Origin of the sequence: Rhodanobacter sp. DHB23 (assembly GCF_014842975.1) — a bacterium.
Lineage (GTDB): Bacteria > Pseudomonadota > Gammaproteobacteria > Xanthomonadales > Rhodanobacteraceae > Rhodanobacter_A.
In genome coordinates, this window is sequence record NZ_JACYXK010000019.1 from 37,196 (window position 1) to 58,744 (window position 21,549).

At 67.7% G+C, this 21,549-nt stretch carries 19 protein-coding genes; 10 read left to right on the forward strand and 9 right to left on the reverse strand.

The genetic code is table 11. The annotated features are described in order from the left end of the window. Window positions 1-238 precede the first annotated feature (238 nt). From IHE47_RS02700 to IHE47_RS02735, 8 genes are all read left to right on the forward strand, one after another. Window positions 239-2,008: a GGDEF domain-containing protein gene (locus IHE47_RS02700; RefSeq protein ID WP_192103985.1), complete on the forward strand. Its 1,770-nt coding sequence runs from the start codon at window positions 239-241 to the stop codon at window positions 2,006-2,008. Between the two features lie 77 nt (window positions 2,009-2,085). Beyond that, window positions 2,086-2,922, forward strand: coding sequence for an SAM-dependent methyltransferase (locus IHE47_RS02705; RefSeq protein ID WP_192103987.1), 837 nt, complete (start codon window positions 2,086-2,088; stop codon window positions 2,920-2,922). Window positions 2,923-2,987: 65 nt separating this feature from the next. Further along, complete coding sequence (locus tag IHE47_RS02710) at window positions 2,988-3,296, forward strand: hypothetical protein (protein WP_192103989.1); 309 nt, start codon at window positions 2,988-2,990, stop codon at window positions 3,294-3,296. 14 nt (window positions 3,297-3,310) lie between these two features. Next, complete coding sequence (locus tag IHE47_RS02715; RefSeq protein ID WP_343227424.1) at window positions 3,311-5,083, forward strand: GGDEF domain-containing protein; 1,773 nt, start codon at window positions 3,311-3,313, stop codon at window positions 5,081-5,083. Window positions 5,084-5,364: 281 nt separating this feature from the next. Next, window positions 5,365-5,775: a hypothetical protein gene (locus IHE47_RS02720; RefSeq protein ID WP_225561575.1), complete on the forward strand. Its 411-nt coding sequence runs from the start codon at window positions 5,365-5,367 to the stop codon at window positions 5,773-5,775. Further along, window positions 5,690-7,564 carry a GGDEF domain-containing protein gene (locus tag IHE47_RS02725; RefSeq protein WP_225561576.1) on the forward strand — a complete coding sequence of 625 codons (1,875 nt, stop codon included), beginning with the start codon at window positions 5,690-5,692 and terminating at the stop codon, window positions 7,562-7,564. Before IHE47_RS02720 ends, IHE47_RS02725 begins: the two co-directional genes overlap by 86 nt. A gap of 245 nt (window positions 7,565-7,809) precedes the next feature. Continuing rightward, window positions 7,810-8,127, forward strand: a complete 318-nt coding sequence (locus tag IHE47_RS02730; protein WP_192103991.1) for a hypothetical protein — start codon at window positions 7,810-7,812, stop codon at window positions 8,125-8,127. 63 nt (window positions 8,128-8,190) lie between these two features. Continuing rightward, complete coding sequence (locus IHE47_RS02735; protein ID WP_225561577.1) at window positions 8,191-9,924, forward strand: GGDEF domain-containing protein; 1,734 nt, start codon at window positions 8,191-8,193, stop codon at window positions 9,922-9,924. A 48-nt stretch (window positions 9,925-9,972) separates the two neighbouring features. On the opposite strand, the gene yjgA is transcribed toward IHE47_RS02735, so the two are convergent. Further along, complete coding sequence (yjgA, locus tag IHE47_RS02740; RefSeq protein ID WP_192103993.1) at window positions 9,973-10,506, reverse strand: ribosome biogenesis factor YjgA; 534 nt, start codon at window positions 10,504-10,506, stop codon at window positions 9,973-9,975. Next, window positions 10,503-10,757 (reverse strand): DUF1653 domain-containing protein, encoded by a 255-nt coding sequence (locus tag IHE47_RS02745; protein WP_192103995.1) that lies wholly within the window; start codon window positions 10,755-10,757, stop codon window positions 10,503-10,505. The genes yjgA and IHE47_RS02745 overlap by 4 nt, the downstream gene beginning before the upstream one ends. 118 nt (window positions 10,758-10,875) lie before the next feature. On the opposite strand from IHE47_RS02745, the gene pmbA reads away from it, so the two are divergent. Further along, complete coding sequence (gene pmbA / locus IHE47_RS02750; protein ID WP_192103997.1) at window positions 10,876-12,243, forward strand: metalloprotease PmbA; 1,368 nt, start codon at window positions 10,876-10,878, stop codon at window positions 12,241-12,243. A gap of 96 nt (window positions 12,244-12,339) precedes the next feature. Then, complete coding sequence (locus tag IHE47_RS02755; RefSeq protein WP_192103999.1) at window positions 12,340-12,741, forward strand: DUF4870 domain-containing protein; 402 nt, start codon at window positions 12,340-12,342, stop codon at window positions 12,739-12,741. A gap of 127 nt (window positions 12,742-12,868) precedes the next feature. Here IHE47_RS02755 and IHE47_RS02760 read toward each other — a convergent pair whose 3' ends face one another. From IHE47_RS02760 to IHE47_RS02790, 7 genes are all read right to left on the reverse strand, one after another. After that, on the reverse strand, window positions 12,869-13,765 hold the full coding sequence (locus tag IHE47_RS02760) for a farnesyl diphosphate synthase (protein WP_192104001.1): 897 nt from the start codon (window positions 13,763-13,765) through the stop codon (window positions 12,869-12,871). Continuing rightward, entirely contained in the window at window positions 13,749-14,006 is a 258-nt protein-coding gene (locus IHE47_RS02765; protein ID WP_192104003.1) for an exodeoxyribonuclease VII small subunit, read from the reverse strand. Before IHE47_RS02765 ends, IHE47_RS02760 begins: the two co-directional genes overlap by 17 nt. Before the next feature lie 97 nt (window positions 14,007-14,103). Next, on the reverse strand, window positions 14,104-15,408 hold the full coding sequence (tilS, locus tag IHE47_RS02770) for a tRNA lysidine(34) synthetase TilS (RefSeq protein WP_192104007.1): 1,305 nt from the start codon (window positions 15,406-15,408) through the stop codon (window positions 14,104-14,106). Next, window positions 15,405-16,142 carry an NYN domain-containing protein gene (locus tag IHE47_RS02775; RefSeq protein ID WP_192104009.1) on the reverse strand — a complete coding sequence of 246 codons (738 nt, stop codon included), beginning with the start codon at window positions 16,140-16,142 and terminating at the stop codon, window positions 15,405-15,407. The genes tilS and IHE47_RS02775 overlap by 4 nt, the downstream gene beginning before the upstream one ends. A gap of 86 nt (window positions 16,143-16,228) precedes the next feature. Beyond that, window positions 16,229-17,185, reverse strand: coding sequence for an acetyl-CoA carboxylase carboxyltransferase subunit alpha (locus tag IHE47_RS02780; RefSeq protein WP_192104011.1), 957 nt, complete (start codon window positions 17,183-17,185; stop codon window positions 16,229-16,231). Between the two features lie 76 nt (window positions 17,186-17,261). Beyond that, window positions 17,262-20,894, reverse strand: coding sequence for a DNA polymerase III subunit alpha (dnaE, locus tag IHE47_RS02785; RefSeq protein ID WP_192104013.1), 3,633 nt, complete (start codon window positions 20,892-20,894; stop codon window positions 17,262-17,264). A gap of 108 nt (window positions 20,895-21,002) precedes the next feature. After that, on the reverse strand, window positions 21,003-21,545 hold the full coding sequence (locus tag IHE47_RS02790; RefSeq protein WP_225561578.1) for a TlpA disulfide reductase family protein: 543 nt from the start codon (window positions 21,543-21,545) through the stop codon (window positions 21,003-21,005). Window positions 21,546-21,549: the final 4 nt, after the last annotated feature.

Genomic DNA, 21,549 nt, shown 5'->3' on the forward strand with positions numbered 1-21,549 from the left:
GTGGACTCAGGTGAGCGTCGGACTCACGGAAGCGATGGTCCCGGGGGATGGCATGCCGTCGAGCAAGGAACGGGGGCTCCAGCAGGCAACGCAAGTACTGGACAGGCGCCAGACAATGAGGGTGGCAACGAAGACGAACGTGACCTCCCCGGACCGGGGCATTGCCGACCCGGTGCGTCGCCATCGCCTCCACCCGCCAGGAAATCCGATCGGGCCGAAGCCCGGCAGGTGAAGTCGCATGCTCTGGCGACCGGGCAGTACGGGACGATGGTTTGCAGGCGCGGCTTTCGCAGGCAGCCTGTGCCTGCAGGCGGCGCATGCCGCCACTGCCATCGCCGATCCGGACACCTTGCTCAAACAGACCTGGGACCTGCAGGTCACGGATCACCCGCGTTCCCTGCAATTGCTGGCCCAGCTCAATCGGAGCGCTGCCAGCCTGACTCCGGATCAACAATGGCACCTGCGCCTCATGAACGCGTGGGAAGCCAAGTACGAGGGTGACTACGGCAGGTCGGAGGCGCTGTTCAAGGACATCGCCCTGCACTCCGGCGATCCGAAGCTGGCGGATCGCGCCTCCGCCATGCTGCTGAGCCAGTACGGAGCCACCCGGCGCTACGTCGATGCGTTCGACCTGGCAAACCGTCTCACGGCAAGGCTGCCGCAGGTCGCGGACGCGAAGGTCCGCTATGCGTTGCTGCTGAACCTGTCGCAGGCGATGGGTCTGGCCGGCCAGACGAACCTGGCCGTACGTTATGCACACATGGCGATGGATGCCGACCATGCCGCGGAAAGCCGTTGTTATGCCGCCGGCATCCTGGTGGATGTGCTCTTCAGCGGCCACAGGCTGAAACCCGACAGCCCGGAATTGCAGCAGGCATTCGAGGCCTGTCCGCTGGCCACGGAGCCGCTCTTCAATACGGGCATTGCCCTCGACCTGGCCGACCTGTATGCGCATGAAGGACAGCCGCGCAAGGCATTGACCCTGCTCGACGAGCTCCAGCCACGCGTGGACGCCGCTGGTGAGGCCTCCAGCAAGCTGGGCGTGCTGGAAACCCGGGCATGGGCGCTGGCCGCCCTGGGGGACGGCGATGCCGCCCGGAAGGCGGCGCTTGCGGTCATCGCGGCAGCAGCCTCAAGCGGTTTCGACCTGTCGCTGAAAGACGCCTACCAGGTGCTCTACCGCATCGAGAAAGAGCAAGGGAACGCCGCCGCCGCGCTCGGTTACTACGAGAAGTTCGCGGCGCTGGACAAGGCCTACCTCGATGACATCAACGCACGCACGCTGGCCTACGAAACGATGCAGCAGCACGTGCTGATGCAGAAGCTGGAGACGGAAAAGCTGAGCAAGCAGAACGCCGGCCTGCGTGCGCAGCGGAAGCTGGATGCCAAGTCGGCCGAAGCCATCCGGCTTTACTTCGTGCTGCTGTTCATGGCACTGGGCTTCGGCGCCCTGGCGATGTACCGGCTCAAGCGTTCGCAGCTGGGCTTCAAGCGCCTGTCGCACTTCGATGGCCTGACCGCCATCTACAACCGACAGCACTTCATGGGCGAAGCCGGGCGCGTGTTGCACCAGCTGGAGAAACGGAAGGGCGCGGCCTGCCTGGCCATCATCGACCTCGATCACTTCAAGCACGTCAACGACACCCATGGGCATGCCATGGGCGACGAGGTGCTGCGCCGCGTGGTCGGCGCCTGCAAGGAGCACCTGCGCAGCGCCGACCTGTTCGGCCGCCTCGGCGGCGAGGAGTTCGGCATCCTGCTGGCGGATTGCTCGCGTGAACAGGGCATGGCGATTGCCGAACGCATGCGCGCCGCCATCGAAGCCACCGCGGTGGAACTCGACGGCGCGGTGGCGGCGGTGTCCACCAGCATCGGCCTGGCCTTCACCGACAGCATCGGCCACGACCTGCATCGCCTGTGCACCGAGGCCGATGCCGCGCTGTACCGCGCCAAGCACGACGGGCGGAACCGGGTGATGACTGGCGCCGGGTGTCTGGTGACGGCCTGATGCGCCAGCTGCGATGGCGGGGCGTGCTCCCTGCGCCTCCTGCAAGCAGGGGACGGGAAGTTCGCTAAGATCGCCGGATGAACAACGCCATTCTCTCTTCCTTGAGCGTTCCCGGCCGCGGCCGCCTGGCCTGCGTGGGCCTGGGCATGACGCTGGGCTCCCATCTCACCCCGCTGGCGCGCAGCCACATCGTGCAGGCGGACGTGGTGTTCGCCGCGCTCTCCGACGCCATCGCGGAAGAATGGCTCAAGCGCCTGCACCCGGACGTGCGCAGCCTGCAGCCCTACTATGCCGAGGGCAAGCCGCGCATGAAGACCTACCGCGAATGGGTGGCGTTGATGATGGACGAGCTGCGCGCCGGCAAGCGGGTCTGCGGCGTGTTCTACGGCCATCCCGGCATCTTCGCGTGGTCGCCGCACAAGGTCATCGAGCAGGCCCGTGCGGAAGGCTACGAGGCGCACATGGAGCCGGGCATCTCCGCCGAGGACTGCCTGTACGCCGACCTCGGCTTCGATCCCGGCCGCTACGGCTGCCAGCACTTCGAGGCCAGCCAGCTGCTGTACTGCGAGCGGCGCATCGATCCCGCCGGTTACCTGGTGCTGTGGCAGGTGGGGGTGGTCGGCAACCGCTCGGTGGGGCGTTTCGACACCGGGCCGGCCTACCGTGCACTGTTGGTGGAGCGGCTGGGACAGGATTACCCGCTGGACCATGAAGTCATCGTCTACCGCGGCGCCACGCTGCCCATCGAGCGGCCGCGCATCCAGCGCATCACCTTGCGCGAGCTGGCCGAGGTGCCGCTGACCGCCGAGGAAACCGTGGTGCTGCCGCCCGCCGTGACCTTGCAGCCGAACCATGCCATGCTGGAACGATTGCAGGCGCTGGATGCAAGGGAAAAGCAGGGCGCCGTGGCCTGAAGCGAAGCGGTGCGGCACGCCGATGCCGCTTGAGTATGTGGAAACAGGGTGCTGGGGGGGAACATATGACCGATACGATCGAATTGCTGGAAGCCATCGGCAGCGACGCATCGCTGCGCTATGCGCAGACCGACGAGTTGATGGGCGTGCTGGAAGAGGCGCGGGCGAGTGCTGGACTCACGACAGCGGTTGCATTGGGCGATGGGGTGTCGTTGCGCCACGAACTGGGTCTTCCGCAAATGTCGGAAACGCCTCAAATGAATTCGCCCGGCCACGGGGACGAAGAGGAAGAAGAAACCGACGCACCCCAACCAGTGCCGTCCCAACCCGATCGCGCGCTCTCCCCCCTTGCCGGGCAAGTCCTCGCGCGCTGAGGGAGAAGGGTGTAGTGGCGCTCCGTTGGCCGAACAACCTGCGGAAATGGGTCGTATGGGTGGGCTTCGCCGGCTGCCTGTGCTGGCGGGCTGGTCTGGCCGCCACGCCCATTGCCGACTTGGATGCCTATCTCGAGCAGACCCAGACTCTGGCAACCACGGATCATCCGCTCTTCCTGCAACGATTGGCGTTACTCAACCGGGAGGCATCCAAGCTGACGCCGGATCAGATGTGGCACCTGCGGTACTCGAACGCGTGGGAGGCCATGTATGAAAGCGACTATGCCAAGTCGGAAGTGCTGTTTCAGGACATTATCCAGCACTCCGGCAATCCCGCCTTGGCCGACCGTGCGTCCGCCATGCTGCTCAGCCAGCTCGGGATCACCAGGCAATACACGGAGGCGTTCGAGCTGGCTGGTCGCGTCGCGGCACATTTGCCGCAGGTCAGGGATGCGAAGGTTCGCTTGCCGCTGCTGCTGAACTTGTCAGTGGCGCTGGGTTTGGCCGGCCAGACCGACTTGGCCGTGCACTACGCGCGCATGGCGATGGCTACTGTCCCTGCCGGAGATAGTCCGTGCTACGCCGCGTCAGCTCTGGTCGAGGCGCTCTTCAGCGGTCATCGACTCAAGTCTGACACCCCGGAGCTGCAACAGGCCTTCGATGCCTGTCCGGCGACCACTGAGCCAGTGTTCAACGTGAGTCTGTGGCTCAGGCTCACCGACCTGTATGTACAGGAAGGGCAGCCGCGCAAGGCACTGGCCCTGCTCGACCGAATCGCGCCCGAACTCGAGGTCAACGGCTATTTGGCCTACAAACTGGCGGCACTGCTGGAAAAGGCGAAGGCACTGGCTGCCGTGGGCGAAGACGATGCGGCCAGAAAGGCCGCCCTGGCTGCCATCGCCGCAGGGCCATCGGGTGATTCGGGCGACTGGTTGAAAGAGGCCTATGAGGTGCTGTACCGCATCGAAAAGAAGCAGGGAAACACCGCCGCCGCACTCGACTATCACGAGAAGTTCGCCGCGCTGGACAAGGCCTACCTCGACGACATCCACGCGCGTGCGCTGGCCTACGAAGCGGTGCAGCAACACGTGCTGGCACAGAAGCTGGAGACCGAAAAGCTGAGCGAGCAGAACGCCGGGTTGCGCGCGCGGCAGAGGCTGGACGCCAAGACGGCCGAAGCCAACCGGCTCTACCTCGTGCTGCTGCTCATGGCGCTGGGTTTCGGTGCCCTGGCGATGTTCCGGCTCAAGCGCTCGCAGCTGCGCTTCAAGCACTTGTCGCACCTCGATGGCCTGACCGCCATCTACAACCGCCAGCACTTCATGGGTGAGGCCGGGCGCGTGTTGCACCAGCTGGAGAAGCGGAAGGGCGTGGCCTGCGTGGCCATCATCGACCTCGACCACTTCAAGAGCATCAACGATACCCATGGTCATGCCATGGGCGACGAGGTGCTGCACCGCGTGGTCGATGCCTGCAAGCAGCACCTGCGTCCCGTCGACCTGTTCGGCCGCCTCGGCGGCGAGGAGTTCGGCATCCTGCTGGTGGATTGCTCGCGCGAGCAGGGCATGGCGATCGCCGAACGGATCCGCGCGGCCATCGAAGCCACTTCAGTGGAACTCGACAGCGTGGTCGTGACGGTATCCACCAGCATCGGCCTCGCCTTCACCGACGCCGCCGGTCACGACCTGCGCCGTCTGTGCACCGAGGCCGATGCCGCGCTGTACGGCGCCAAGCGCGGTGGTCGCAACCGCGTGATGGCTGGCGCTGAAGGCCTCGCAGTGGCCTGATGCATGGAGTGGGCTGGAGGGCATGCCCATTCCCAGTCTCTTTCAGGTGGCGAAGGGACAGTTGGCTGAGACCGTCGTGGGCCCCGGTCTTGCGGGGTGTTCCGACACTGCGACGGCCTGGCGTGATTGCCCGCCAGAGCACGAAATCGTCTGCCTGGGCACCATATTCCCCGTCGGGTGGCCGCGCGTCCCCAACCCTGTACGGGCTTGCCAAAAGCGCTTCTGGCCGCCGAAGAAGCCGTTCGGCTCCTCGTCGTGACCTTGCGCAACCGAACCGTGCCATGCTGATGCGGCTGCAGATTCATGATACGGCGGCTCAGGCCGATACCGTGGTCTGGTTCCGGTGGCGCCGTGAGGCACCGGTACGATCAAAAGGGCAGGGGGACGACATGACGGATACGATCGAATTGCTGGAAGCCATCGGCAGCGATGCGTCGCTGCGCTATGCGCAGGCCGGCGAGTTGCAGGCCGTGCTGGAACAGACGCAGGCGAGTGCCGAACTCAAGGCGGCGGTAACCTTGGGCGACAGCGCGCCATTGCGGGATGAATTCGGGCTTCAGCAGATGCCGCAGACCCCTCAGTCGAATGCACCTGGCCACGGGGACGATGAGGACGGCGAAGGCGACGTTCCACAGCCGGATCGTCATCATCCCAAGCACTCGCCGGAGCCCAAGCGAGATTCTTCGCACTGACGGCTGGCGGGCTCGCGACATGGTCCAGTGGGGAGGCAGCCGGCGGCGCAGGCCTGCGGGAATGGCGTTTGCGGGGTGCTTGTGCTGGAAGATGGCCTACGCTGTTGTGGCCATTGCCACCCCGGATGCCTTCATCGAGCAAACCCAGGTGCTGGCAACCGTGGATCATCCGCGTTTCCTGCGGCAGTTGGCGTTGCTCAATCAAGAGGCGCCCGGGCTGACGCCGGATCAGCGATGGCATCTGCGCTATTCGAATGCATGGGAAGCCATGTACGAAGGCGACTACGCCAAGTCGGAAGCGCTATTTCAGGACATCATCCGGCATTCCGGCAATTCGCGGTTGGCGGATCGCGCGTCGTCCATGCTGTTGAGCCAGTATGGACTTACCCGCCGCTATACGGAGGCGTTCGAGCTGGCTGATCGCCTTGCAACCCGTCTGCCGCAGATTACGGATGCCCAAGTGCGCTTCGCGCTATTGCTGAACCTGTCGCAAGCGATGGGTTCCGCCGGGCAGATCGATCTGGCAGTGCACTATGCGCACATGGCGATGGCTGCCGTTCCGGTTGATGGCCACCTGTGCTATCCCGTCTCCGAACTGGTCGATGTGCTCTTCAACGGCCACAGGCTCCAGCCCGACAGCCGGGAACTGCAACAGGCACTGGCTGCCTGTCCCGCGGCTTCGGAGCCGGTGTACCACACTGACCTCATGCTCACGCTTGCCGACCTGTATGCGCACGGTGGGCAGCCGCGCGAGGCGCTGGCGCTGCTCGACCGGCTCCAGTCCAGCGTCGAGGCCAACGGCTACGTCCCCAACAAGCTGAGTGCGCTGGGGGATCGGGCGTGGGCATTGGCCGAACTGGGCGAGAACGATGCCGCCAGGCAGGCGGCGTTGGCCGTCGTTGCCCAAGCCCGATCCGGCGACTTCGGTGAGTTCCTGAAAGAACCCTACGAAGTGCTCTACCGCGTCGAGAAGAAGCTGGGCAACACCGCCGCCGCACTCGACTATCACGAGAAATTCGCCGCGCTGGACAAGGCCTACCTCGATGACATCCACGCGCGTGCGCTGGCCTACGAAGCGGTGCAGCAGCACGTGCTGGCGCAGAAGCTGGATACGGAAAGGCTGGGCGAGCAGAACGCCGGGTTGCGCGCCCAGCAGAAGCTGGACGCCAAGACGGCCGAGGCCAACCGGCTCTACCTCGTGCTGCTGCTCATGGCCTTGGGTCTCGCCGCCCTGTTGATGCTTCGGCTCAAGCACTCGCAACTGCGCTTCAAGCGGCTGTCGCACCTCGACGGCCTGACCGCCATCTACAACCGCCAACATTTCATGGACGAGGCCGGGCGCCTGCTGCATCAACTGGAACGTCGCAAAGGCATGGCCTGCCTGGCCATCATCGACCTCGACCACTTCAAGCGAATCAACGACAGCCACGGCCATGCGATGGGCGACGAGGTGCTGTGCCGCGTGGTCGGCGCCTGCAAGCAGCACCTGCGTCCCGTCGACCTGTTCGGCCGCCTCGGTGGGGAGGAGTTCGGCATCCTGCTGACGGATTGCTCGCGCGAACAGGGCATGGCGATCGCCGAACGCATGCGTGCCACCATCGAAGCCACCGCCGTGGAGCTCGACGGCGTGGTCGTGACGGTATCCACCAGCATCGGCCTGGCCTTCACCGATGTCGCCGGCCACGACTTGCGCCGCCTGTGCAGCGAGGCCGACGCCGCGCTGTATGGCGCGAAACGTGGTGGCCGCAACCGCGTGATGGCCGGCGTCGAAGATCTCGCGGTGGCCTGACGCGCATGATGTGCTGGGAGGGCCTGTCCCTTCTCGGTCTCTTGCAAGCAGGTAAAAGAACACTGGGCAAAGTTGCCGTGGCATGTCGGAAAACCGCGGTGATCCCGCCCGTCGTGACCTTGCAACTGAACCGTGCCATGCTGGAAGGGCCTGCAGGCGTTGGATTCGGTGGCCAAGGCCGACGCCATGGCCTGGTTCGGGGGCGGTGCCGATGGCGCCGATGCGATCAGGGGACAGGGGGACACATGACCGATACGATCGAGTTGCTGGAAGCCATCGGCAGCGATGCATCGCTGCGTTACGCGCCGGCGGATGAGTTGAAGGGCGTGCTGGAGCAGGTGCAGGCGAGCGTCGAACTCACCATGGCGGTGGTGGCAGGCGATGGTGCACCGTTGCGCGATGAACTGGGGCTTCACCAGGCGCCGCAAACGCCTCAGGCGCCGACCCATGATCCCGGGCACGGGGATGATGACGAGGATGACGAGGGAGTCGTTCACCAGCCTGAGCGTCGCCAGCCCGGCCATACGCCGCCTCATCCCCACAAGCGGGATTCATCGCACTGACCGTTGGCGGACGCGCGATTCATGTCCCGGTGGTTGCGCAGCCTGCGGAGATGGGCCACGGGCATGGGCCTTGCCAGTGGCCTGTGCTGGCAGGTTGTTCTCGCCTCGACCCCCATCGTCGATCCGGATGCCTTCCTCAAGCAGACCGCTCAATTGCAACTGACGGATCACCCGCGGTTCCTCGAGCGGCTGGCCCAGCTCAACCAGCAGGCTTCCCGGTTGACGCCGAACCAGTGGTGGCACCTGCAGCAATTGAATGCATGGCAGGCCATGTACGAAGGCGATTACGCCAAGTCGGAAGCCCTGTTCCAGGACATCATCCAGCACTCTGGCGATCCGGCGCTGGTCGATCACGCATCCGCCTTGTTGTTGGGCCAGCTCGGGCTCACCCGGCGCTACCCGGAGGCATTCGAGCTGGCCAATCGCCTCACGGCACGTTTGCCGAAGGTGACGGATGCGAAAAACCGTTCATTGTTGCTGGTGTATCTGTCGAGTACGTTGGGTCTGGCCGGGCAGACCGATCTGGCCGTGCATTACGCGCGCATGGCAATGGCCGCCGCTCCAGCGGGAGAGAAGCAGGATTCGTGCTCTTCCGCCGCCTTCCTGGTCTCGGCGCTCTACAACGGCCACCGGCTCAAGCCCGACACCCCGGAATTGCAACAGGCTTTCGATGCCTGCCCGGCGGCCAGCGAGCCGGTGTACAACATGGTCCTGATGTCCACGCTCGCCGACTTGTATGCGAATGGGGGGCAACCGCGCAAGGCGCTGGCCCTGCTCGACCGGATCGAACCCTCCCTCGATACCAACGGTTATGTTCCAGCCAAGTTGTCGGCCCTGGTCAGCAGGGCGCAGGCGCTGGCTGCCCTGGGCGACGACGATGCCGCCAAGCGGGCGGCGCTGGCCGTGGTCGCCAGGAACAAGTCGGGCGATATCGATGCGTGGCTGAAAGACGCCTACGAAGTGCTTTACCGCATCGAGAAAAAGCAGGGGCACGCCGCCACAGCACTCGACTATCACGAGAAATTCGCCGCGCTGGACAAGGCCTACCTCGACGACATCCACGCACGTGCGCTGGCCTACGAGGCAGTGCAGCAGCACGTGCTGGCACAGAAGCTGGATACGGAACGGCTGAGCGAGCAGAACGCCGCGCTGCGCGCGCGGCAGAAACTGGACGCCAAGACGGCCGAGGCCAACCGGCTCTACCTCGTGCTGCTGCTCATGGCCTTGGGTCTCGCCGCCCTGTTGATGCTGCGGCTCAAGCACTCGCAACTGCGCTTCAAGCGGCTGTCGCACCTCGATGGCCTGACCGCCATCTATAACCGCCAGCATTTCATGGGTGAAGCCGGGCGCATGTTGCATCAGCTGGAGAAGCGGAAGGGTGCGGCCTGCGTGGCCATCATCGACCTCGACCATTTCAAGAGCATCAACGACACGTATGGTCATGCCATGGGCGACGAAGTGCTGTGCCGCGTGGTCGGCGCCTGCAAGGAGCACCTGCGCGCCGTCGACCTGTTCGGCCGCCTCGGCGGGGAGGAGTTCGGCATCCTGCTGGTGGATTGCTCGCGCGGGCAGGGTACGGCGATTGCCGAACGCATCCGCAGCACCATCGAAGCCACCGCGGTGGAACTCGACGGCGTGGTCGTGGCGGTGTCCACCAGCATCGGCCTGGCGTTCACCGACGTCGCCGGCCACGACCTGCGCCGCCTGTGCACCGAGGCCGACGCCGCGCTGTATGGCGCCAAGCGCGGCGGCCGCAATCGCGTGATGGCGGGCGTGGAAGGCCTCAGCGTGGCTTGATCCGCCGTCGCGACCCGGCCAGCGCATGCGGCCAGCCGGACAAGCCGCCTACGCTTCGTCGCCCTGCAGCGACTTGAGCAGTTGGAACAGCTCGCGGAACGCGCGCGGCGGCTTGTTCGGCGTGGCCTTCTCGACGCGCGCCTGGCGGATCAGGGCGCGCAGGTGCTGGCGGTCCACGCTGGGGTGCCGCTCGATCAGTTCCGACGCCGCCGCATCGCCGTCGTCGCCCAGCAGGCGCTCGCGCAACGCTTCCATGCGGTGCATCGCGGCGGTTTCCTGCCGCTGGCGATCGCGGTTCTCGCCCAGCGCGGCGCGTACCGCGTCGAAGGCTTCGCTGTCGTGGCGGCGCATCAGCTTGGCGAGGAAGGCCAGCTCACGCTTGCGCGCGATGTGCGAGGTGATGCGGCGCACGTGGGCGATCTCGTTGCGCACGTCCTCGGGCAGCTCCAGCTTCGCCAGTCGCGTCGGCGGCAGTTCGACCAGCTGGTTGGCCAGTTCCAGCACGGCCAGCGCGTCGCGGCGCTGCTGGGTGCGGGTGGGACCGTAGTCGTGGTCGGGGTCGTCGGTGTAGTTGCGGTTCATGGGTTTTCCAGCAGGCCCGGGTGTTCGAACAGGCCGGGTTCGGCCTGTTCCAGCGCGAAGCGGGGCACGCGCGCGCCATCCACGGTCACGGTTTCGGCGAACATCGCCGCGGGGCGCACCCACAGGCCGTGTTCGCCGTACAGCGCCTGGTACACCACCAGCGGTTCTTCCGTCTCGCTGTGGCGCGCAGTGCCCAGCACGCGGTAGCGCTGGCCCTTGTAGTGGCGGTAGAGGCCGGGGACGACCGACATGTGCTGCTCCGCGATGCGTTGCGGGTGGGCCGCGGCGTCCCCATGTGGAGACGGCACGGCGCGGATCGTGCATTCTACCCGTTTGAATCCTGTTCGTTGACTTGACCGAGAGTTTCCCGTGAGCGAGATCGCCACCCGCACCGACCGCAGCCTTGAGGAACTGGACCGCCTCGCCAACCTCGCCGGGGACGTGATCCGTCGCGCCCGTGCGGCCGGGGCCAGCGCCGCCGAGGTGGCCGCCAGCATCGACACCGGCCTCAACGTCAACGTGCGGCTGGGCGAAGTGGAGACGGTGGAGCACACCCGCGACCGCGGTTTCGGACTCACCGTGTACTTCGGCCAGCGCAAGGGCTCGGCCAGCACCGCCGACCTCAACCCCGATTCGATCCAGGCCACGCTGGACCAGGCCTGTGCCATCGCCAGGTTCACCGAGGAGGATCCCGCCGCGGGGCTGGCCGACGCCGCACGCATGGCCAGGGATTTCCCCGACCTCGACCTGTGGCATCCGTGGGCGATCGACACCGCGGGCGCCATCGACCTGGGCCGGCGCATCGAGGACGCCGGCCGCGCGCATGCGGGCATCGCCAACTCCGACGGCGCCGGCGTGCAGGCCGGCGAGAGCCTGTCGGTATACGCGAACTCGCACGGTTTCCTTGGCCGCGAGCGCGGCACGCGGCATTCGCTGTCGCTGTCGCTGATCGCCGGCGAAGGCGAGCGCATGCAGCGCGACTACTGGTACGACAGCGTGCGCGACGCCGGCGATTTCATGAGTGCCGAGGCACTGGGCGACAAGGCCGCCCAGCGCACGCTGGCGCGGCTGGACGCGCGCAGCCTCGCCACGCGCGAATGCCCGGTGCTGTTCGCGCCGGAGATCGCGCGCGGGCTGGTCGGCCACCTCGTCGGCGCGGTGAGCGGCGGCGCGCTGTATCGCCGCGCCAGCTTCCTGCTCGACCATGCCGGCAAGGCGATCATGCCGGCGTGGCTGCACATCGACGAAAAGCCGCACCTGCAGCGCGGCCATGCCTCGGGCAACTTCGACGCGGAAGGCGTGGCCACGCGCGACAGCGCCCTGGTGACGGGCGGCGTGCTGGCGCGCTACGTGCTGGGCAGCTATTCGGCACGCAAGCTGGGCCTGCAATCCACCGGCAACGCCGGCGGCATCCACAACCTGCAGGTGACGGCCGGTGCGGCCGATGGCGAGGCCAGCGACTTCGCCGGCATGCTGCGCCGGCTGGGCACGGGGCTGCTGGTCACCGAGGTGATGGGGCAGGGTGTGAACACCATCACCGGCGACTACTCGCGCGGCGCGGCGGGCTTCTGGGTGGAGGACGGCGCGATCGCCTACCCGGTCGAGGAGATCACCATCGCCGCCAACCTGCGCGACATGTACGCCGGTATCCGCGCCGTCGGTGCGGACGTCGACCCGCGCTCGCACATCCTGTGCGGCTCGATCCTGGTGGAAAAGATGACGGTGGCCGGCGGGTAAGTCCGGCAAATTCTTGCGGCTTTGCGGTGTTTGGCTTGCTAGCATGCGGATTACCGGCGATCGGCCGGCGACTTTCGATGCACCGAGGAGATGCGCATGAGCGTTCCCCCTGATTCCGCCGTACCGCCGCCGCCCGGCGGCAATCCGCTGGATGGTGTACCGAGCGTCGAGGAGCGTCAGTGGGCGATGTTCGCGCACCTGTCGGCGCTGGTCGGCCTCGTCATCCCATTGGGCAGCATCATCGGCCCGCTGGTGATCTGGCTGATCAAGAAGGACACCATGCCGTTCGTCGACGACCAGGGCAAGGAGGCGCTGAACTTCAACATCACTGTGGCCATCGCGGCGGCGGTGTCGTGGATCCTGTGCTTCGTGCTGATCGGGTTCCTGCTGCTGGCGGTGCTGGTGATCCTGTGGCTGGTGTTTGTGATCGTCGGCACGATCAAGGCAAACGAGGGCACGGCCTTCCGTTACCCGTTCGCCTTGCGGCTGGTGAACTGAGCCGTTGCGATGTCGAGACGAAAAAGCCCGCGGCAATGCGGGCTTTTCGTTTGTGATGACCCATAGCTTGTGGCTGTCGCTCTCCGGGCCGGCCCCGGCGCGATGGCGGAGACCGGCCGGACGGTTTTCAGCGATGGCGCTGCGCGGCGTAGTGCGCCAGCTCGGCCAGCAGTCCGCCGCGTGGCCCCAGCGGCGCGATGGCGTCGAGCGCCGTGGCGGTGAGTTCGGCCAGCCGCGCGCGCGAGGCATCGAGGCCGATGATCGAGGGGAAGGTGGGCTTGTCGGCGGCGGCGTCCTTGCCGGCGGTCTTGCCGATCACCGCGGAGTCGCCTTCCACGTCGAGGATGTCGTCGCGCACCTGGAAGGCCAGGCCCACTGCGCTGGCGTAGCGGTCCAGCGCGGCGAGCGTGGCGTGGTCCGCGCCGGCGGCGAGCGCGCCGAGTTGCACCGAGGCCTGGATCAGCGCGCCGGTCTTGCAGGCGTGCATGTGTTCCAGTTCGGCCAGGGTGAGCCTCCTGCCCACCGCGGCGAGATCCAGCGCCTGGCCGCCGGCCATGCCCTCGGCGCCGCAGGCGCGGCCCAGGGCATGCAGCATGCGCATGCCGGCGGCGGGGTCGGGCGCGGCATCGGGCACGGTGAGCAGCTCGAAGGCCAGCGCCTGCAGCGCGTCGCCCGCGAGTATCGCCATCGCCTCGCCGAACACGATGTGGCAGGTGGGGCGGCCGCGGCGCAGGTCGTCGTCGTCCATCGCGGGCAGGTCATCGTGCACCAGCGAATAGGCGTGGATCAGTTCCACCGCGCAGGCGGATGCGTCGAGCGCGGCATCGTCGCGGCCCAGCGCGTGGGCCGCGGCATAGACCAGCAACGGGCGCAGGCGCTTGCCGCCGCCGAGCACGGCGTAGCGCATCGCGCGATGCAGTTCGACGGGCGGCTGTCCGGCATCGGGCAACCGCGCGTCCAGCGCCTGTTCGGCGCGGCGGATCAGCGTTTGCAGTGCCGGCCCCAGTTCAGTGTTCGGGTTCAAACGGTTCGGCGCGGTCGGGGGCTTCGGGGTCGAGCAGCAGGCGCACGCGCAGTTCGGCTTGCTCCAGCGCCTGCTGGCAATGGCGGTACAGGCCGATGCCGCGCTCGAAGGAGGCCAGCGACTCGTCCAGGCTCTGCTGGCCGCCTTCCATCTTCGCCACCAGTTGCTCGAGCTCGTCCAGCGAGTGCTCGAAATCGGCGGCCGGGGGCGTCTTGGCGGCGGTGGAAGCGGTCTTGGCCATGGGCCGCAAAACTAGCGCAGGCCCTGCACGGAATCAATGATCGCGGTGGCGGCCCTGGCCGTCGTTGCCACGATCCTGGCCGGGACCGCGGCGGCGTTCAGGCTGCCGGCCGCCAGCACGGCCGGCTGCCGGCTTGCCGGAAGAGTGCCGCGCCGCGCGTGTTGCACCAGCGATCCGCCACGGCCACCAGCGTCCCGCCTTCGTACAGCAACGGGCAGGCGCCGCGCTGCCATGGCGGCAGGGCGGCCTGCTGGAACAGGTCGCGCAACTCGCGGGTGTGCGCGTCGCCGTCGGGCCGGATGCGTTCGCCGCCCTGGCGCAGGCGCACGGTGAGCGGCGCGGACAGGCGTGCCTGCCCGTCGTGCAGCACGAGTTGCCCGCCGTCGGGCAGCGCCAGTGGCTCGCCCAGCCAAGGCGCCTGCCAGGATGGATCGACGGCCGGCCGCGGCGCGCGCGACCACAGGCGCCCCTTCCAGACATGCACCTCCGCCCCGGGCCAGCGGATGCAGGGCGACTGGCCGGGGCGCGCGCCGCACTGGCGTTCGACCTGCGTGCGTTGCGCGGTGGTGGGCGCGGGCAGGCCGCGTGCGTGCAGCCAGTGGGCCAGCAGCGGCTCCCGCAGCGCCGGTTCGAGCGCGAGCCAGCCTGCGGCGTCCAGGCTGCCCCGGGTGCCGTCGTGCAGGGTGTCGAAGGCCGCCAGCCATCGCCCGCGCAGCGCGTCGGCCGCGGCGCGGCTGAGCGCGGCGCTGTGCAGGATCGAATCCACCGCCTGCGGCCAATGCGCCGCCATGCGCGGCAGGATTTCGTGGCGCAGATGGTTGCGCGCGAGCCGGGTGTCGCCGTTCGACGGGTCGTCGATGCAGGACAATCCGTGCAGGGCGACGTAATCGCGCAGTTGCGCGCGCGTGATGTCGCGCAGCAGCGGCCGCCACAATGCGCCGCGGCCCAGCGGGCGGCGTTCGCGCATGCCGCCCAGCCCCTCCGGCCCGGCGCCGCGCAGCAGTTTCAGCAGCACGGTCTCGGCCTGGTCGTCGCGGTGATGGGCCAGCAGCAGGATTTCGCCGGGGCGAAGGCGGTTCTCGAAGGCGGCGTAGCGCGCGTGGCGCGCGGCGGCTTCGATGCCTTCGCCGCGCTGCGTTTCGACCTGTACGTGCACCGCTTCGCAGTCCACGTCGAGACCCGCGCAGAAGCGCCGGCAATGCGCGGCCCATGCCGCGCTGCCCGCGTGCAGGCCGTGGTCGACGTGCAACGCGCGCAGGCCGCATGCACGCGCCTCGGGCAGTTGCGCCAGCGCGTGCAACAGGGCGGTGGAGTCCGGGCCGCCGCTGTACGCCACGCACAATGGCGCCGGTGCCGCGTCGGCCAGGGCGGATCGCAGGTGTGCGCGCAGTGCGTCGCTCACTTCTTGCCGGCGCGCGGGCGCACGTAGAGGTGCTTGCCGTTGCCGATCTGGCGTTCTTCGGTCTCGAACAGGCCGATGCCCTTGATCAGGCCGCTGAGCTTGGCGTAGCCGTAGTTGCGCGAGTCGAAGTCGGGCGACTGCTTGCTGATGATCTGGCCGATGCGGGCGAGCTGCGCCCAGCCGGTGTCGTCGTCCGAGGTGGCGTCGATGGCGTTGCGCAGCAGGTTCACCAGGCGGGTGTCGCCGCGCAGCTCCTTCGCCGAGCGCGGTTTCGGCGCGCCCGCGGGTTCGGCCTCGGCGACGCCGGCCAGCACCTCGGTGTAGATGAACTTGTCGCAGGCGGTGCGGAACGGTTCGGGGGTCTTCTTCTCGCCGAAGCCGTACACGGTGAGCCCGGACTCGCGGATGCGCGAGGCGAGCCGGGTGAAGTCGCTGTCGCTGGAGACGATGCAGAAGCCGTCGAAGCGGCCGCCGTAGAGCAGGTCCATCGCGTCGATGATCATCGCCGAGTCGGTGGCGTTCTTGCCCACGGTGTAGCGGAACTGCTGGATCGGCTGGATCGAGTGGCGCAGCAGCGCCTCCTTCCAGCCGTTGAGATCGGGCTTGGTCCAGTCGCCATAGATACGCTTGACGTGCGCGGTGCCGTACTTCGCCACCTCGGCCAGCAGGCCCTCGACGATGGCCGGGCGGGCGTTGTCGGCGTCGATCAGCACGGCGAGCTTGTCGTGGGCCATGGCGGTTCCCGGCAGCGTGATGGTGCTGCCGATGGTAGCTCCGGCTGCGCGGCCATGCGTCGGGAGCAGCAACCCTCGGACGGGCCTTATTCCTGGAACGCGCCGTAGCGGCGCAGTCGCTGGTAGCGCTGTTCCAGCAAGGCATCGACAGGCAGCGCCGCGAGTTCGTCGAGCTGGTTCATCAGCACGGCCTTGAGGCGGATCGCCATCGAGCGCGGGTTGCGGTGGGCGCCGCCCAGCGGTTCGCGGATCACCTTGTCGATCAGGCCCAGCTCCAGCAGGCGCGGCGCGGTGAGGCCCAGCGCCTCGGCGGCGTCCTTGGCGCGCTCGGCGCTGCGCCAGAGGATGGTGGCGCAGCCTTCCGGGGTGATCACGGAATAGGTCGAGTACTGCAGCATGTTGGTGCGGTCGCCCACGCCGATCGCCAGCGCGCCGCCGGAGCCGCCTTCGCCGATCACGGTGCAGATGATCGGCGTCCTGAGGTCGGCCATCTCCAGCAGGTTGCGGGCGATCGCCTCGCTCTGGCCGCGTTCCTCGGCGCCGATGCCGGGGTAGGCGCCCATGGTGTCGATCAGGGTGAGCACGGGCAGGCCGAAGCGCTCGGCCATCTTCATCAGGCGCAGCGCCTTGCGGTAGCCCTCGGGGCGCGGCATGCCGAAGTTGCGCCGGAGCTTGCCCTTGGTGTCACGTGCCTTCTGGTGGCCCACGATCATCACCGGCCGGCCGTTGATGCGACCCAGGCCGCCCACGATGGCGCCGTCGTCGGCGTACATGCGGTCGCCGGCCAGCTCGTGGAATTCCTCGCACATCACGCCGATGTAGTCGAGCGTGTACGGGCGTGCCGGATGGCGCGACATCTGCGCGACCTGCCACGGGCTGAGGTTCCTGAAGATGTCGTTGGTCTTGAGCTTGAGCTTCTCGCGCAGCCGGCCGACTTCCTCGTCGATGTTCAGCGCCTGGCCGTGGCTGGTGTGGCGCAGCTCCTCGATCTTCGCTTCGAGTTCGGCGATGGGTTGTTCGAATTCGAGGAAGTTGGGATTCATTCGCCGAGGTTCAGGGCATGGAAGCGCGGAAGTATAGCGGGCGCGCGGAAAACGGGTGGACGGGGGCGTATGGGCCTCAGCCCTCGCTACGCACCAGCCGCAGCCTGGCGGCCTGCACGCCCGGCAGCGCGCGCACCGCACGCAGCAGGTCGGGGATGGCTTCCACGCGCCATTCCTCGCCCAGCTCGAGATCGGCCTGCGCGTTGGCGTTGTGGTAGCCGTGCAGGGTGACGCTGGCGCGGCCACCGCGGAAGCCGGCCAGGGTCTGGCGCAACTGCGCGGCGAAGCCGGCGTCGATGCCGTTCAATTTCAATTGCAGCAGGCGCGCATGGCGGCGGCAGGCGTCGGCCAGGGTGGTGGCGCTCCTGGCGCGGATCTGGAAACCGCCGCCGGAGAATTCGTCGATGCGCAGGCCGCCCTCGACGATCAGCATCTCGTCGCGCACCAGCAGCGGAGCGACCTGCTGGTACAGCTCGCCGAAGAAGCTCACCTCGATCGCGCCGGTGCCGTCCTCCAGTCGCACGAAGGCGTCGCTGTCGCCGCGCTTGCGCACGGCGACCACCATGCCGGCGGCCGTCCACGGCGTATCCGGGCCGCGGCGGAAGCGGTTGCCGTCGTCGCCGTCGCTCTTGCGCGGCTTCGGCGGCTGATAGCGGTCGACGATCTCGCCCAGCGGGCAGGTGGCGAGCTGGGCCAGCTCCTCGCGCCAGGGATCGACGGGATGGCCGGAGAGGTAGTGGCCCAGCGTGTCGCGCTCGCCTTGCAGCTTCTGTTCCAGCGGCCAGTCGGGCGCGGTGGGCAGCTCGATCTGCACCACCGGCGTGGACGCGCCCATGGCGGCGCCGAACATGTCGTTCTGGCCGGACTGGCGGTCGCGCAGGTGCTGCTCGGCGGCCTTGATCGCGTCCGGCAGCTGCAGCATCAGGCTGGCGCGGTTGGGCGCCAGCGCGTCCAGCGAGCCGGAGAGGATCAGCGCTTCGAGCACGCGCCGGTTGAGCTTGGTGGGGTCGACGCGGCGGCAGAAATCGGCGAGGTCCTTGTACGCGCCGCCGCGCTGGCGTTCCGCGACGATGGACTCGCAGGCGCCCTGGCCCACGCCCTTGATCGCGCCCAAGCCGTAGCGGATGACCTTGGGTTCGACGGCGACGAACATGTAGTCCGAGGCGTTTACGTCCGGCGGCAGCACGGTGAGGCCGATCGCCCTGGATTCCTCGATGAAGGTCACCGCCTTGTCGGTGTTGTCCATGTCCGACGAGATCGTCGCGGCCATGAACTCGGCGGGGTAGTGCGCCTTCAGCCATGCGGTCTGGTAGGAGACCAGCGCGTAGGCGGCGGCGTGCGACTTGTTGAAGCCGTAGCCGGCGAACTTCTCCATCACGTCGAAGATCTCGTCTGCCTTGTCGCCGCCCACACCGTCCTTCGCCGCGCCCTCGCGGAACTTGGCGCGCTCCTTCGCCATCTCCTCGACTTTCTTCTTGCCCATCGCGCGGCGCAGCAGGTCGGCGCCGCCGAGCGTGTAGCCGCCCACGATCTGCGCCATCTGCATCACCTGCTCCTGGTAGACCATGATGCCGTAGGTCTCTTTCAGGATCGGCTCGACGCGCGGGTCGGGGTACACCACCTCCTCGCGGCCGTGCTTGCGCGCCACGAAGTTGGGGATCAGGTCCATCGGGCCGGGGCGGTACAGCGCGCCCAGCGCGATGAGGTCGTCGAAGCGGTCGGGTTTGGCGTCCTTCAGCATGCGCTGCATGCCCGAGGATTCGAACTGGAAGATCGCCACGGTCTTCGCCTTGGCGAAGATCTCGGCGTAGGTGGTGGCGTCGTCCAGCGGCAGCTTGGCGATGTCCAGCGGCTCTTCGCCCAGGGGATCGTAGGCAACCGCAGGCTGCTGCGGATTTCCTTCCCCTGCTTGCTGGGGAAGCTGCCCGGAGGGCGGGTGGGGTCGCTCTTGCGCGCGGCGCGCGTTGATCGCCTTCACCGCCCAGTCGATGATGGTGAGCGTGCGCAGGCCGAGGAAGTCGAACTTCACCAGGCCGACGGCTTCGACGTCGTCCTTGTCGTACTGGGTGACCACGCCGCCGCCGCCCGCTTCGCAGTACAGCGGCGCGTATTCGGTGAGCGTCTGCTGGCCGATCACCACGCCGCCGGCGTGCTTGCCCACGTTGCGGGTGAGGCTTTCCAGCTTCAGCGCGAGGTCGATCAGCGGGCGCGCCTCGTCCTCGTCCTGTTCGTACAGCTCGCAGAATTCCTTGACGACGCGCTCGGGTTCCTTCTTCGATTTTTCCGTGCGGCCCAGCGCGTCGGACAGCGTGAGGTCGAGCGGGCGCGACGGGATCAGCTTGGCGATCTTGTCCACCGCGCCGTAGCCCATGCCGAGCACGCGGCCGGAGTCGCGCAGCACCGCTTTCGCCGCCATCGAGCCGTAGGTGATGATCTGGCTGACGTGGTCGCGGCCGTACTTGCGCGACACATAGTCGATCACCTCGTCGCGGCGGTCCATGCAGAAGTCGATGTCGAAGTCGGGCATCGACACGCGTTCGGGGTTGAGGAAGCGCTCGAACAGCAGGTTGAACTGCAGCGGGTCGAGGTCGGTGATCTTCAGCACCCAGGCCACCAGCGAGCCCGCGCCCGAGCCGCGGCCCGGGCCCACCGGGATGCCGTTCTGTTTGCCCCAGTTGATGAAGTCCGCCACGATCAGGAAGTAGCCGGGGAAGCCCATCTTGATGATGACGTCCAGCTCGCGTTCCAGCCGCGCCTCGTAGTCGGCGCGGCTGTAGCCCGCGGCCAGCGGCGCGGCGGCGAGGCGCTCCTGCAGGCCCTGCCGTGACAGCTCGCGGATGTGGCTGTCGAGGTCGTAGCCCGCGGGCACCGGGAAGTCGGGCAGGTAATACTTGCCGAACTCCAGTTCGAGGTTGCAGCGCCTGGCCAGTTCGACGGTGTTTTCCAGCGCCTCGGGAATGTCCGCGAACAGCTCGGCCATTTCCCCGGGGGATTTCAGGTATTGCTGGTCGCTGTAGTCGCGCGGGCGCTTGGGGTCGGCCAGCACGCGGCCCTGGTGGATGCAGACGCGCGCCTCGTGCGCCTCGAAGTCGTCGCGCTTGAGGAAGCGCACGTCGTTGCTGGCGACCACCGGCAGTTCGAGTTCGGCGGCCAGCGCCAGCGCGGCCGAGTTCCAGGCCTCCTCGCCTTCGCGGCCGCAGCGGACGAGTTCGAGATACAGGCGCTCCGGGAACAGCCGCGCCAGCGGGCGCAGCCGCGCCAGCGCGGCGTCATGGCCCTGCGCCAACGCGATGCGCGCCACCTCGCTCTCGCGGCCGAGCAGGGCGATCAGGCCAGCCGTCGTGGTGGTGGTGAGCCAGCCGGACTCGACCAGGGCGCGGCCGCCGTGCTGGCCTTCCTGCCACGCGCGCGAGACCAGGCGCGACAGGTTGAGGTAACCCTCGCGGTGCTGGCACAGCAGGGTGAGCCGCCACGGGCGCGGGTCGTCCGCCGCACCGATCCACAGGTCGCTGCCGCAGATCGGCTTGACTCCCGCCGCGTGGCAGGCCTTGTAGAACTTCACCAGCGCGAACATGTTGCATTCGTCGGTGAGCGCCACCGCGGGCATGCCCGCCTGCGCGCAGGCGGCGACCATCGCCTTGATGCGGATGGTCGAATCGACCAGCGAGTACTCGCTGTGCAGGTGGGTGTGGACGAAGCGGGCGGACATGCGGACTCATCAGGCAAGCCTTGGAAGGCTAACCGTGGCGGGACCTGCTCACAAGCTTGACAGTCGCCGGTGCAATGCTCCGCCGGAAGGCAGCGCGGCGCGGCGCATTCACTGCGTGGCTGCGCCGGTCGGAACGTCTGCGGCGGGCGCCGTCGCCTCGGCCATCAGGGTGTTGATCTCGGCGACGAGTTCGTCCAGGTCGCTTTCGCCATAGCCGACCCGGATGTCGGCGATGCTGCCGTTCTTGTGCAACAGCACCATGACCGGAAGCATGCGGCTGGCGCCGTAGGGCTCGCCGATGCTGCCGTGCTCGTCCCAGGTGATCAGCAGCCCGGGCATGCGCCTGTTGAGGACCCGCGAGGCACGCACGAAGACCGGGCGGTCTTCCTTGCTGTTGACGTAGACGACCTGGAGCGGGAGGCGGCGGTCGGTCGCGAGGGTCTGCAACCCGGCGAGTATGGGCATCTCCTTCATGCAGTACTTGCACCAGGTCGCCCAGAAGCCGAGCACCACCACCTTGCCATGCAGCGCGGATGCCGTGACGGTCTGCCCGTCCAGGGTCCGGCCCAGCAGGTCGGGCGGCAGGTCGCCCGGTTTTGCCTCGGCCATGAGGCCGGTGCTGGCCAGCAGACCGCAGAGCAGGGCAATCATTGCG

Coding starts and splice junctions, on each gene's coding strand:
- IHE47_RS02700 (WP_192103985.1), top strand. CDS start 239: ATGCTCTGGCGACCGGGCAGTACGGGACGATGGTTTGCAGGCGCGGCT.
- IHE47_RS02705 (WP_192103987.1), top strand. CDS start 2,086: ATGAACAACGCCATTCTCTCTTCCTTGAGCGTTCCCGGCCGCGGCCGC.
- IHE47_RS02710 (WP_192103989.1), top strand. CDS start 2,988: ATGACCGATACGATCGAATTGCTGGAAGCCATCGGCAGCGACGCATCG.
- IHE47_RS02720 (WP_225561575.1), top strand. CDS start 5,365: ATGCTGATGCGGCTGCAGATTCATGATACGGCGGCTCAGGCCGATACC.
- IHE47_RS02725 (WP_225561576.1), top strand. CDS start 5,690: ATGAGGACGGCGAAGGCGACGTTCCACAGCCGGATCGTCATCATCCCA.
- IHE47_RS02730 (WP_192103991.1), top strand. CDS start 7,810: ATGACCGATACGATCGAGTTGCTGGAAGCCATCGGCAGCGATGCATCG.
- IHE47_RS02735 (WP_225561577.1), top strand. CDS start 8,191: ATGGGCCTTGCCAGTGGCCTGTGCTGGCAGGTTGTTCTCGCCTCGACC.
- yjgA (WP_192103993.1), bottom strand. CDS start 10,506: ATGAACCGCAACTACACCGACGACCCCGACCACGACTACGGTCCCACC.
- IHE47_RS02745 (WP_192103995.1), bottom strand. CDS start 10,757: ATGTCGGTCGTCCCCGGCCTCTACCGCCACTACAAGGGCCAGCGCTAC.
- IHE47_RS02755 (WP_192103999.1), top strand. CDS start 12,340: ATGAGCGTTCCCCCTGATTCCGCCGTACCGCCGCCGCCCGGCGGCAAT.
- IHE47_RS02765 (WP_192104003.1), bottom strand. CDS start 14,006: ATGGCCAAGACCGCTTCCACCGCCGCCAAGACGCCCCCGGCCGCCGAT.
- IHE47_RS02775 (WP_192104009.1), bottom strand. CDS start 16,142: ATGGCCCACGACAAGCTCGCCGTGCTGATCGACGCCGACAACGCCCGC.
- IHE47_RS02780 (WP_192104011.1), bottom strand. CDS start 17,185: ATGAATCCCAACTTCCTCGAATTCGAACAACCCATCGCCGAACTCGAA.
- dnaE (WP_192104013.1), bottom strand. CDS start 20,894: ATGTCCGCCCGCTTCGTCCACACCCACCTGCACAGCGAGTACTCGCTG.
- IHE47_RS02790 (WP_225561578.1), bottom strand. CDS start 21,545: ATGATTGCCCTGCTCTGCGGTCTGCTGGCCAGCACCGGCCTCATGGCC.